General features: G+C 70.7%; 11 protein-coding genes. 8 read left to right on the forward strand and 3 right to left on the reverse strand.

Annotated features, from left to right (window positions below; genetic code table 11):
* Nucleotides 1-3: 3 nt before the first annotated feature.
* Nucleotides 4-1,083, forward strand: coding sequence for a redox-regulated ATPase YchF (gene ychF, locus HYV93_23895; GenBank protein MBI2529013.1), 1,080 nt, complete (start codon nt 4-6; stop codon nt 1,081-1,083).
* Between the two features lie 3 nt (nt 1,084-1,086).
* On the opposite strand, the gene HYV93_23900 is transcribed toward ychF, so the two are convergent.
* The 3 genes from HYV93_23900 to HYV93_23910 are packed head-to-tail and all read right to left on the reverse strand — an operon-like array spanning nt 1,087 to nt 4,577.
* A complete protein-coding gene (locus tag HYV93_23900) occupies nt 1,087-1,830 on the reverse strand; it encodes an ankyrin repeat domain-containing protein (protein MBI2529014.1) in 744 nt (247 codons plus the stop codon).
* 15 nt (nt 1,831-1,845) lie between these two features.
* Nucleotides 1,846-2,727, reverse strand: a complete 882-nt coding sequence (locus HYV93_23905; protein MBI2529015.1) for a MaoC family dehydratase N-terminal domain-containing protein — start codon at nt 2,725-2,727, stop codon at nt 1,846-1,848.
* Nucleotides 2,724-4,577 carry a DUF4445 domain-containing protein gene (locus tag HYV93_23910; GenBank protein ID MBI2529016.1) on the reverse strand — a complete coding sequence of 618 codons (1,854 nt, stop codon included), beginning with the start codon at nt 4,575-4,577 and terminating at the stop codon, nt 2,724-2,726. The genes HYV93_23905 and HYV93_23910 overlap by 4 nt, the downstream gene beginning before the upstream one ends.
* 114 nt (nt 4,578-4,691) lie before the next feature.
* On the opposite strand from HYV93_23910, the gene HYV93_23915 reads away from it, so the two are divergent.
* The 7 genes from HYV93_23915 to HYV93_23945 all read left to right on the forward strand — a co-directional run bounded on the left by HYV93_23915 (nt 4,692) and on the right by HYV93_23945 (nt 10,727).
* Nucleotides 4,692-5,618: an ABC transporter permease gene (locus tag HYV93_23915; protein ID MBI2529017.1), complete on the forward strand. Its 927-nt coding sequence runs from the start codon at nt 4,692-4,694 to the stop codon at nt 5,616-5,618.
* 171 nt (nt 5,619-5,789) lie between these two features.
* Nucleotides 5,790-6,725 (forward strand): ABC transporter permease, encoded by a 936-nt coding sequence (locus HYV93_23920; GenBank protein ID MBI2529018.1) that lies wholly within the window; start codon nt 5,790-5,792, stop codon nt 6,723-6,725.
* Between the two features lie 20 nt (nt 6,726-6,745).
* Nucleotides 6,746-8,476, forward strand: coding sequence for a peptide ABC transporter substrate-binding protein (locus HYV93_23925; GenBank protein ID MBI2529019.1), 1,731 nt, complete (start codon nt 6,746-6,748; stop codon nt 8,474-8,476).
* Between the two features lie 122 nt (nt 8,477-8,598).
* Nucleotides 8,599-8,778, forward strand: a complete 180-nt coding sequence (locus HYV93_23930; protein ID MBI2529020.1) for a hypothetical protein — start codon at nt 8,599-8,601, stop codon at nt 8,776-8,778.
* A 10-nt stretch (nt 8,779-8,788) separates the two neighbouring features.
* The gene (locus tag HYV93_23935; GenBank protein ID MBI2529021.1) at nt 8,789-10,240 is read left to right on the forward strand and encodes a hypothetical protein; all 1,452 of its coding nucleotides are present in this window, start codon (nt 8,789-8,791) and stop codon (nt 10,238-10,240) included.
* A complete protein-coding gene (locus tag HYV93_23940; protein ID MBI2529022.1) occupies nt 10,237-10,425 on the forward strand; it encodes a hypothetical protein in 189 nt (62 codons plus the stop codon). The genes HYV93_23935 and HYV93_23940 overlap by 4 nt, the downstream gene beginning before the upstream one ends.
* On the forward strand, nt 10,422-10,727 hold the full coding sequence (locus HYV93_23945; protein ID MBI2529023.1) for a Smr/MutS family protein: 306 nt from the start codon (nt 10,422-10,424) through the stop codon (nt 10,725-10,727). The genes HYV93_23940 and HYV93_23945 overlap by 4 nt, the downstream gene beginning before the upstream one ends.
* The last annotated feature ends 185 nt before the right edge of the window (nt 10,728-10,912 follow it).

Below are 10,912 nucleotides of genomic sequence, written 5' to 3' on the forward strand. Positions count from 1 at the left end.
CTCATGAAGATCGGCCTCATCGGGCTTCCCCGGAGCGGCAAGACCTCGCTCTTCAACCTGCTCACGGGGCTGCACGCGCCAACGTCCGCCTTCGGCGCCTCGCGCGGGGAGCTGCACGTCGGCGTGGCCCGGGTGCCGGACGTGCGGGTGGAGCGTCTCTCGGAGCTCTTCAAGCCGAAGAAGACGACCTTCGCGACGTTCGAGGTGGTGGACCTGGCCGGCATCACGAAGGGGGAGCGGCAGGGGCTCGACGCCAAGGAGTTCAGGAACGCGGACGCCCTGCTGCACGTCGTGCGCGCCTTCCCGGACGCGACGGGAAGCGCGCCCTCGCCGCGCTCGGACATCATCGACCTCGAGACAGAGCTGCTCCTGGCCGACCTCGAGGTGATCGAGCGGCGGCTCGAGCGGCTCGAGGCCGCGATCAAGAAGAAGCGGACCGACGCAGACGTGAAGGAGCAGGCGATCCTGCTCAGGCTCAAGCCGGCGCTGGAGGCCGAGACGCCGATCCGCGCGCTGGAGCTCTTGGAGGACGAGGCCAGGGCGATTCGCGGCTTCACCTTCCTGTCGCAGAAGCCCATCCTCCACTGTCTGAACCTGACCGAGAAGGAGATCGGCCGCGGGGCGACGCTCGTCCCGAGCTTCGGGCTGGAGGATCTCGCCCACCGTCCCCACACGCGCGTCGGCTGGGTCTCGGCGGTCATCGAGGCCGAGGTGGCGCAGCTCGCCGGCGAGGAGCAGGCGGCGTTCCTGGCGGACCTGGGGCTCGCGGTGCCGGCGATCAAGCGCGTGCTCACCGACTGCTACGCGTTGCTGGGCCTCATCTCCTTCTTCACAGTCGGGGAAGACGAGGTGCGCGCCTGGTCGGTGCCTCGGGGGACGCGGGCGCAAGAGGCCGCCGGGGTCATCCACTCGGACATCGCCCGCGGCTTCATCCGCGCCGAGGTGGTGGGCTACGACGAGCTGGTCGCCGCGGAGGGTTCGATGGCGCTGGTGCGGGAGCGCGGCCAGTTCAAGCTGGAAGGAAAGGAGTACATGGTCCGCGACGGCGAAGTCTGCCACTTCCGCTTCAACGTCGCCAAGTAGCGCTCACTCCCTGGCGCCCACGAAGCGGAGGAGCTCGGCAATTCCCGCGTGGCCCTTGGTCGTGGCGGCATTGAGGGCGGTGGCACCGGCGCGCGAGCGCAGATTGACGTCGGCGCCGCTGGCCAGCAGGAGCCTGACCGCGTCGGCGTGACCGCCGAAGGCGGCGAGCATCAGGGCGGTCACCCCGGCCGCGTTGATCGCATTCACGTCGGCGCCCTTCCGCAGCAGCCTCTCCACGATCGCCGCGCGCCCTTCCTTGGCCGCTTCCATGAGCGGGGTGCGGCCGTCGTCTGCCTTCAGGTTCGGATCGGCGCCCTTCGCGAGAAGGAGATCCACGATGGCGCCATGGCCCTGCACGGCGGAGCCCGTGAGGGCCGTGGCGCCGCTCTCGGCGCGCGCGTTCGCGTCGGCACCCCGGGCGAGCAGCAGGCGCACGATCTCCGTGTGCCCACCCCACGCGGCGTCGATGAGGGCAGTGCGTCCCTCTTCGGGCTTGGCGCGGCGGGCGTTGACATCGGCCCTGGCGTCGAGGAGCGCGCGCGCCGCCTCCGTGTGGCCCCGCTGCGCGGCGAGCATCAAGGGGGTGGTGCCGATGGGCCCGCGCCCGTTGACGGGCGCTCCCTCGGCGAGGAGGGCCTGGACCGTGGCCGTGTCGCCGTTGAGAGCGGCCGCGGCCAGCGGCTTGCTCGCCGACCCTGCGCAGCCCGAGAGGAGGAGCGCGGCGGCCGCGGCGACGAGCCCTCTCACGCTGCCGTCATCCCACTACTCGTCCACGAGCAGGCGGCCGTCGCGCACCGCTGGGCGCCCCTCCGCCGTCAGGGCGCGGAAGGCCACCCACCGGCCCTCGCCGGTGGCCGTGGCCCCCAGCCCCTCGACGGTGATGACCGAGGGCATCTCCACCATGGCGCCGAAGCGGCAGAGGATGCGACGCACGCCCGCGGCTGGCCCCCGCCGCTCGCGGCGCAGCACCTGCGAGACCGCCAGGGCCAGCGTCGCCGTGCCGTGCAGGATGATGGCCGGGAGCCCGGCGGCTCTCGCCACGGCGCGGTCGGTGTGGATCGGGTTCCAGATGCGCGCGCACTCGGTGTAGACGTGGGCGAGGTTGGCGGCGATGGGCACGGTGGCCGTCCAGGCGGGCGATCGCGCGGCGGCCAGAGCCGGCGGCGGGTCTGGCAGAGCTGCTGCCGGCGCGCCCGGGCAGCCCACGCCGAGGTAGAGCGAGCCGTAGTCCGTGGTGGTGACCGGCTGGCCCTCGGCATCGACTGTCTCGAAGCGGGTGACCACGTAGGCGCCGGGGCGGCGCGATTCCAGCCGGGCGACGTGCGCCTGCGTGCTCAGCCGGTCTCCGGCACGGACGGGGCGATGGATCCGCAGGTCATGGGTGGCATGCACGCCCCGCACCGCGATCTCCTCCGGCAGCGCGGCCACGGCCCGCACCTCCACCGCCAGGGGCCACTCGTAGCAGACGGGGAAGAGCGGGTGGGCGACGATGCCGTCGGGGCGGAGCGTGTCGAGATACTCGGGGCCGATGTCGCCGAGCGCGGCGGCGTAGGCCATGAGCCAGCGCGCGTCGATGGCGTGGGTGCGCGGCCCGGCGGCCGCGCCCGCGAGGCCTGCGGGCAGCTCGAGAGCGGGAGGCGTCATGGCCGGGGGAAGTTCATGCAGTCGACGAACACGTCCTGGAAGTCGGGGTGGGCCGCCAGCGAGACGTGCTCGATCCTTCGGGCGATGGTCTCGGCGCGCGCCCGCTCGGTCTCGGACATGAGGGCCAGCTGGGCGCCGAGCGCCGCCGCGTTGCCCACGTACCGGATGCGGGGCTCCGGCATCTGCGGGATGAGCCCGATGCGGAGGGCGCTCCGGATGGAGAGGTAGTTGCCGAAGCCGCCGGCCAGCATCAGCTCGCTCACCTGATCGGGGGCGATGCCGGCGATGCGCTGCAGCATGGCCGCGCCCGAGGCGATGGCGCCCTTGCAGAGCTGGACCTGGCGGACGTCGTCCTGGGTGAGGAGGATCTCGCGGGCGGCGCCGCCCTCGCCAGCGCGCGCCAGCGTCACCACCCGCTCCTCTCCCCGTACCGAGACGCGCGCGCGGAGCGGCGCGGGCAGCCGGTCGCGCTCCTCCACGGCGATGAGGCCGCTCCAGTCGAGGATGTCGGCCTCCAGCAGCGCCGCGATGGCGTCGATGACGCCGGAGCCGCAGATCCCCTGGGCGGGGGCGTCCCCGATGGTGTGGAGGCGCAGGTCGCCGTCCTCGAGCCAGACCCGATCGATGGCGCCCAGCGCCCCGCGCATCCCGTGGCGGAGCTGCGCGCCCTCCAGCGCGGGGCCCGCCGGGGCCGAGCAGGCCCAGAGCCGGTCGCGCGAGCCCAGCAGCACCTCGCCGTTGGTGCCGATGTCCACGGCGATGCGCGTCTCGGGTGTCTCGGCGATCCGCGTGGCCAGTGCGACGCCCACCGCGTCGGCCCCCACGAAGCCTGCCACCAGGGGGAGCAGGCAGACGCGCGCCTCGGGGTTGACCTTGAGGAAGAGCTCGCGCGCGGGCAGGACCAGCGGGTGGCGCATCACCGGGGCGTAGGGGGCGAGCCCCACGTGGGAAGGGTCGATGCCGAGGAGGAGGTGGTGCATGCAGGTGTTGCCGACGACCACGATCTTGTAGATCCACTTCGGCAGCACGCCCGAGTCCGCCGCGACCCGCTCGATGTGCTGGTTGAGGAGGCCGACGATCCGCGTCCGGAGCTTGCGCAGGTTGCCCGGGTCGAGCTGCGCGAAGGCGATGCGGGACATGAGATCGGCGCCGAACACCGCCTGGGGGTTGAGGCTCGAGACGGAGCCGAGCTCCTCACCGGACTCGAGCTCCATGAGCGTCGTGACGACGCTGGTGGTCCCGATGTCGATGGCGAGGCCGAACTTGAGGAGCCGGGTGTCGCCCGGCTCCACCGCCAGCACCCGGGAGCCGAAGGTGGTGACCGTGACCTCGCCCTGCTGCTGGCGGAGCGCCCGGGGCAGCGCCTGGAGGAGCGCGGGCGAGACGTCGTCAGGCGTCCGCCCGACCACGAGGAGCAGCTCCTCCAGGTCGGAGGTCTGGTGATGCTCCTCTTTCGGGAGGCGCACCGTCACGACCTCCTTGTGGATCCCGGCGCCAATCTCGACCCGCGCCAGCGCCTCGGCCGGCGACTGTGCGCCGAGGATCTGGAAGCTCCGCTCGTCCAGCGGGGGGGCGACGAGGACTGCCACCGGCTCCATCACGCGGCACTGGCACGAGAGGCGGTAGCCCTCCCGGACGAGGGCGTCGCCGAGCTGCAGCTCGTCCATCACCGTGGGTGGCGGAACCGCCCCCGAGACGAACTTGACCCGGCACGAGGTGCAGCGGCCGCGCCCGCCGCAGGTGGCCGTGATGTCCACGCCCGCCGCCTGCGCGGCGGCGAGGATGGTGGCGCCGTGGGAGACCTGGAGGGTGCGGCGCTCCGGAAGGAGCGTGAGGGCGACGGTGGTCATGCGACGCCCAGGATACCACCGCCCGCGCAGGGGCCGGCCGGCTTGACTTCGCCGGGACTTTGGGGAATATTGCGGGCACCCGAGCCGCCGGCGGGCCGGATCAAGGGAGGGTGGGTGCTCCGGTACATCCTCTATCGCCTCCTGTGGCTGGTTCCGACCCTCCTCGCCATGGCCGTCGTGACCTTCCTGGTGATGCACGCTACGCCGGGAAGCCCGCTCGACCCTGTCGCCGAGGGTGCGAACCCGCTCTCACCGGAGGCGCAGAAGAACCTGGCCCAGGCCTACGGCCTCGACCGGCCGCTCCACGCGCAGTTCGGAATCTTCCTCGCGAAGGCGGTGCAGGGGGATTTCGGGCAGTCCTTCGTGTACAAGACCCGCACCGTCGCCGAGATCATGGCCGAGACCTTCCCCGTGTCGCTCCTCCTGGGGAGCATGGCGCTGGCGCTGGCGGTCGTGGGGGGCGTCACGCTCGGGATCCTGGCGGCCGTGTACCAGAACCGCTCGTGGGACTACGTGTCGGTGAGTGTGGCCGCGGTGGGCGTGAGCATCCCGAACTTCGTGCTGGCCGTCTTCTTCATCGTGCTCTTCTCCTTCGTCATCCCGCTCTTCCCGACCGGCGGGTGGGGCTCGCCGCGCGAGTGGGTGCTCCCGACGGTCACGCTGGCGCTGGCGCCCCTCGGAATCATCGCGCGCTTCACCCGCTCGAGCATGATCGAGGTGATCCGCTCCGACTACGTGCGGACCGCCCGGGCCAAGGGGCTTGCCGAGCGTCCCGTGATCCTCCGCCACGTCCTGAAGAACGCGCTGATTCCGGTGGTGACGCTCCTCGGGCCGATGTTCGCCGCCGTGGGGACGGGCTCCTTCTTCGTGGAGTCCATCTTCCGGGTGCCGGGGATGGGGCGCTTCTTCGTCCTGTCGATGACGGGGCGGGACTACCCGATGATCATGGCAGTGGTCCTCATCTACGGCGGGTTCCTGGCCCTGATGAACCTGGTGGTGGACCTCCTCTATGGCGCGCTCGACCCGCGCATTCGATACTAGTTTCGGAGGGGGGCCCTGCCCCCCTCCGATGCCTCCCCCCGATCGTTGCGCGGGCGAAGCCCGCGCTCGAACGCGGAACGCCTCCCCGCCGCGGACCGGAACGGCGAGCCCGGGCGGGCCGCCCGCACGCCGAAGGGGGGTGCGGCCCTGGATTCGCGGGGCGCCGGGGTCATGACGCTCTCCACGCCTGCGCCCGATAGGAGGCTTCAGGCGCCGGGGCGGCCGGCGCCGGCGGGCGCGCTCGCGTGGCCGCGCGCGAAAAGCCGTGGGTCGAGCCTCTGGCGGGACGCGTGGCGGCGCCTCCTGCGGAACAAGCTGGCGGTGGCCGGCGGCATCACCGTGGTCCTGCTCTGCCTCCTCGCCGTCTTCGCGAACGCGATCGCCCCGCACTCCTACACGAAGCCGAACTTCGGCCGGCTCTACGAGTTCCCGTCCCGCGACTTCCCGCTCGGCACGGATCAGCTGGGGCGCGACGTGCTCTCGCGGATGATCTACGGCGCGCGGGTGTCGATGCTGGTGGGTCTCGGCGCCCAGGTCATCGTGGTGCTCATCGGCGTGCCCATCGGCGCCATCTCCGGCTACCTCGGCGGCCGGACCGACCTCCTGCTCACGCGCTTCGTGGACGTCATGTACGCCTTCCCGCGGCTCCTGTTCGTCATCCTCGTCATGTCCATGCTCGGCGCGGGGCTCATGAACATCTTCATCGCGCTCGGGCTCACGGGCTGGGTCGGGATCGCCCGCCAGACGCGGGCGCAGGTGCTGTCCCTCAAGGAGAAGGAGTTCGTGGAAGGGGCCCGCGCGCTGGGCGCGGGGTTCTGGCGGGTGATGACGCGCCACGTGCTGCCTGGCGCGCTCACCCCCATCGTGGTCTCGATCACCTTCGGCATTCCGGAGGCGATCTTCACCGAGGCGGCGCTGTCCTTCATCGGCGTGGGGATCAACCCCCCGACGCCCTCCTGGGGGCAGATGGTCGGGGAGAACCAGCAGTTCCTCCGCTCCTTCTGGCACCTCTGCGTGTTCCCGTCCATCGCCATCGCGGTCACCATGCTCTCGTTCACGTTCTTCGGCGACGGGGTCCGCGACGCGCTGGACCCCAAGATGCAATAAGTCTCCAGAGGAGGCTACCCATGCACATTCCCGGCGAGCAGCTGGCGCTGTTCCAGAGGCGGCTCGAGGCCATCGGCCTCGGGCGCCGCGACTTTCTCAAGGTGGTTGGGGCCATGGCGGCCTTCGGCGGACTCGGCTTCGCCACCGAGGCCCGCGCGGCCAAGCCGAGCAGGCCGGGTCCCGGCGAGAAGCTCGCCAAGGACCAGACCTTCCGCTACGGCGGCGGGAGCTGGTACCAGAACGACCCGGCGAGCCACGACTTCAACAAGGATCTGTACTGCCAGGGGCACGTCGCGCTCTTCGCGGGCCTCATGGTCTTCAACGCCGATTTCGTGGCGGAGCCCTGGATGGCCATCAAGGTCCAGAGCAACAAGGACGGCTCGATGTGGACCTTCACCGTCCGGAAGGACACGCGGTGGTCGGACAATTCCCCGGTGACCGCCCGCGACTTCGAGTGGTCCTTCAAGCGCCAGCTCAACCCGGCGACGGCGGCCCCGTATGCATCGTTTCTCTACGACATCAAGAACGGCGAGGCCTTCAACAAGAAGCAGGTCACGGACGCTGGCCAGGTGGGCGTCAAGGCCAAGGACGACTGGACGCTCGAGGTGACGCTCGAGGGGCCTCGCGGCTACTTCCCAGTGCTCGCGGCCTATCTCGCGGCACTTCCCGCGCACCGGGGTGCCGTGGAGAAGCACGGGGACAAGTGGACGGAGGCAGCCAACATCGTCACCAACGGCGCCTTCACGCTGGAGTCCTGGGAGCACAACAAGCAGTTCGTGCTCAAGAAGAACCCCTACTACTACGGCGCCAAGAACGTCCATCTCTCCCGGGTGGTCGTCCCGATCATCCCTGTGGCGTCGGGGTCCCTTCCCTACGAGAACAACGAGCTGGACATGACGGCGCTCCAGGCCGGGGACCTGAAGAAGCTCCAGGGCGACCCGCGGTCGTCCAGGGACGTCTTCCGCTACCCGTTCCCCGGCACCTGGTATCTCCTCCCCCAGGTGACGAAGCCCCCCTTCGACAACCTCAAGGTCAGGAAGGCCGTGGCCCATGCCATCGACAGGGAGAACGTCGTGAAGGTGAGCCAGGGGCTGGCCATCCCGGCCTGGTCCATGATCCCGCCGGGTTTCCCCGGCGCTATCGACGACCCGAAGATCAAGGCCATCCAGCGCTACGACAAGAAGGCCGCGCTGGACATGCTCAAGGGCACACCCTTCGAGGGCGGGAAGAACTGGCCGAAGATCACGCTCAGCATGCGCGACGAGGGGCTCGGCTCCAAGCCCCTGGCCGAGGCCGTCCAGGCCGTACTCCTGGACAGTCTCAACATGAAGACCGACCTCGAGGTGCTGGAGCCGCGGGTCTTCCGCGAACGGCTCTGGAAGCAGGACCTGCAGTTCGTCTGGATCCGCTGGTTCATGGACTACCCGGACCCGCACAATGAGTACTTCGACACCTTCTATGGCAAGAAGACCACGGGCAGGCGCCAGGCCTGGGTGAACGACGCCTTCGACAAGGAGCTGGAAGCCGGGCGCGACACCCGGGACCCCAAGAAGCGGCTCGAGCACTACAAGAAGGCCGAGGCGATCATGCAAAACGATGCCGGCTACATCCCTGTGGCCTGGGTGGTGCGCTACGCGGCCAAGAAGCCGTGGGTCGGAGGCCTCGAGAAGAACAAGGCCGGCGAGTTCGTCGTGGACGGCAACATCTACGTGGACATGCTCCAGCACCTCTACGTCTTGGAGAAGGGCTAGTCCATCCGGCTCCGGTGCCAGGGGCGGAGCGGCGCCCCGCCCCCGGCACCGGGCGCTGCCGCTGGCCGCGAGATCCGCCGAGCTGGCTTGTCAATGGCACGGCGAGCCGCTATCCTGCGCCCATGGAACCTCTCACGCTCGACGCCATCCGCGCTGTCGCCCGGTCGCTGGGGCTCGATCTCACCGACGAGGAGCTGGCGGGATTGCTCCCCCTCGTCCAGAGCGCCCGCGCCCTGATGGATGCGCTTCCCCTGGAGGCGCTGCGCGACCTCGAACCCGCCTCCCAGTACCGAATCCTCTGAGGAGACCCGCGTGAGCGACCTCGTGTGGAAGCCCGCGACGGAGCTGGCCCGCGCCATCGCCGCCAGGGAGATCTCACCCGTCGAGGTGATCCAGGCCCATCTCGATCGCATCGCCGCGCTGGACGGCAAGCTCAAGGCCTACCTCACGGTGATGGCGGATGCGGCTCTCGAGCGCGCGAAGGCCGCCGAGGCAGCCGTGATGGCCGGGGAGCCGCTGGGGCGGCTTCACGGCGTGCCCGTGGCATTCAAGGACCTCTACTGTACGAAAGGCGTCAAGACCACGGGCGGCTCCCGCATCCTGGCCGAGTGGGTACCCGACGCGGATGCCACGGCGGTGTCGCGTCTCGCCGCGGCAGGGGCGATCGCCCTCGGCAAGCTCAACATGCACGAGTTCGCCTATGGCCCGGAGGGGCTCAACCCGCATTACGGCAATCCGTGGAACCCCTGGGACCACAATACCCATCGCATCTGCGGGGGCTCGTCGTCGGGCTCGGGCGCCGCCGTCGTGGCGGGGCTCTGCGCGGGCGCGCTCGGCTCGGACACGGGCGGCTCCATCCGCATTCCCTCGGCGCTCTGCGGGATCAGCGGGATCAAGCCGACATACGGGCGGGTGAGTCGGGCGGGGGTGCTGCCGCTGGCCTGGTCCCTCGACCACGTGGGGCCCATGTGCCGCAGCGCCGCCGACTGTGCCCTGATGCTCGGGGCCATGGCGGGCTATGATCCGCGCGATCCCACCACGAGCGTGCTGCCGGTGCCCGACTACACGGCGGCGCTCACCGGCCAGGTCAAGGGGCTCCGCATCGGCGTGCTGCGGTCGTTCTTCCTCGAGTCCACGGGGTTGGCGCTCCGCCAGGCGGTGGAGGAGGCGGTGAAGCTGCTCGAGGGGCTCGGCGCCACCACCCACGAGGTCAATCTCGAGACGGCCGGCTATGCGCCGGCCGTTTCCCACGCCGTCCTCGCCCCGGAGGCCTTCTCCTACCACGAGGCATGGCTCAAGGCGCGGCCCGGGGACTATGGCGAGGATGTCCGCCAGCGACTGCGCGTGGGGGCCTTCGTCTCCGGCGCCGAGTACCTCAGGGGCCAGCGGGTGCGCGCGCTGATCCGCGGCGAGGTGGATGGCGCTCTCGCGAAGGCGGATGTGCTGGTCTGCGCCACCACGCCCATCGTCGCCACGGCCGTCGGGCAGACCGAGGTGATGGTGGAGCACGAGACGCTGCCGGTGCGCGCGAGCCTCATCCGCTTCACGCGCCCGTTCAACCTGACGGGACACCCCGTGGCCTCGATCCCGTGCGGGTTCACGGTGGCTGGGCTGCCCGTGGGCCTGCAGATCGTCGGACGCCCCTTCGACGAGGCGACGGTGCTGCGCGTGGCCGACGCCTATCAGCGCGCGACGGACTGGCACACGCGGCGTCCCCCGGTGGATCTGCCGCGGCCCGTCGGGCCCGAGGGCGCGGCCGCGTGACCGAGGCGATCTCGACGCTTCCCGGAACGGGCGTGCCGTGCACGCCTGACGTGCTGGCGCGGGTCGAGGCCATCGCCGTGCCCTTCGTTCGCCGCGTCACCGCGGTCAAGGTGGCGGAGGCGGCCCGGGCCCAGGGGGTCGCGCTGGTGGATGCGGCCTTCTTCGCCCGCGCTGCCTCCTACTGAGCCTGCCGGGCCCAGTCGGGAGCGTGACTCCCGACCAGGAGCCCGTGGCCGTTCCGATCGAGGACGCCCTCGATCTGCACACCTTCGCCCCCCGTGACATCCCCTCCGTCGTCGAGGTCTACCTGGAGGAGGCGGTGAAGCGCGGCTTCGCCGAGGTGCGGCTCATCCACGGCAAGGGCAAGGGCGTGCAGCGCGCCGTCGTGCAGCGCCTCCTGACAGGACATCCGCGGGTGCTGCGCTTCTTCGACGCCCCCGCGGAGCGGGGAAGCTGGGGCGCCACCGTCGTCGTCCTCCGCCGCTAGCCTGCTACGGAAGACCTCCGCAGGCCGCTGAGTCTCAGCGGCCTGCTAGCGTGAGTTTACCCCGCAGCGTCCGCCGGCGCGCTTCAGCGTAACCTACTTCGCCTTTCCCGATCGACGGTTACCGGCCTCGCCTCGTTCGCCGGGATCGTAGCTACTAAACGAGTGTCTCGGCAGACGGCTTTCAA

The organism is Candidatus Rokuibacteriota bacterium (assembly GCA_016188005.1).
Classification (GTDB): Bacteria; Methylomirabilota; Methylomirabilia; order Rokubacteriales; family CSP1-6; genus UBA12499.